General features: G+C 72.8%; 1 pseudogene. It reads right to left on the bottom strand.

Going from position 1 to position 559, the window contains the following annotated elements:
- A pseudogene (locus tag BFF76_RS28855) lies at positions 1 to 559 on the bottom strand (transketolase); the annotation flags it as partial.

The following is a 559-nucleotide window of genomic DNA, read 5'->3' as shown; positions in this document are numbered from 1 at the left end:
GAGGTGCTGCGACATCTGCCCGTACCTGCGTAGTTCGCTCCTGCCGACCCCCAGTCCCAGCACCCGGTGGGGCAGATCGGCCAGGGCGTCGTTGGCCACCGCCGTGGACGTGCCCGCCAGGTAGGGCTCGACCACCACGACGTCTGCCGAGCCGGCCGCACCGGCTGCCCGGCGGAGCCCTGCGGCGTCGAACGGGCGCACGGTCGTCGCGTACAGCACGGTCGTGTCCAGCCCCTCCGTCGCCGCGAGGACGTTGTCGAGCATCGGCCCGACCGCGATCACCAGCCCGCCGGTTCCCCGTCGCACCAGGCCGAACCCTGGCTCGGTGACCGGGCGGCTCGTGCTGTTCGACTGCAGGGAGAGCCTCACGTAGACACGTCCGTCCCCCACCACGGCCCGCCGGAGCAGCGCCTCAGCCTCGTCGGGGTGGCCCGGCACGTGCACGGTCCAGTCGTCGAGCGTGTCGAGGAGTGCGACATCGCCGGGCGACATATGGGTGAAGCCCCCGGCCGGCCAGTCGTACGAGGCTCCGGCGCTGACCAGTACCCCACCCACCCCC

The organism is Streptomyces mutomycini (genome assembly GCF_001700505.1).
GTDB lineage: Bacteria > Actinomycetota > Actinomycetes > Streptomycetales > Streptomycetaceae > Streptomyces > Streptomyces mutomycini.
Note: the sequence above shows the minus strand (reverse complement) of the source record. Positions and strands in the feature narration are given on the sequence as shown.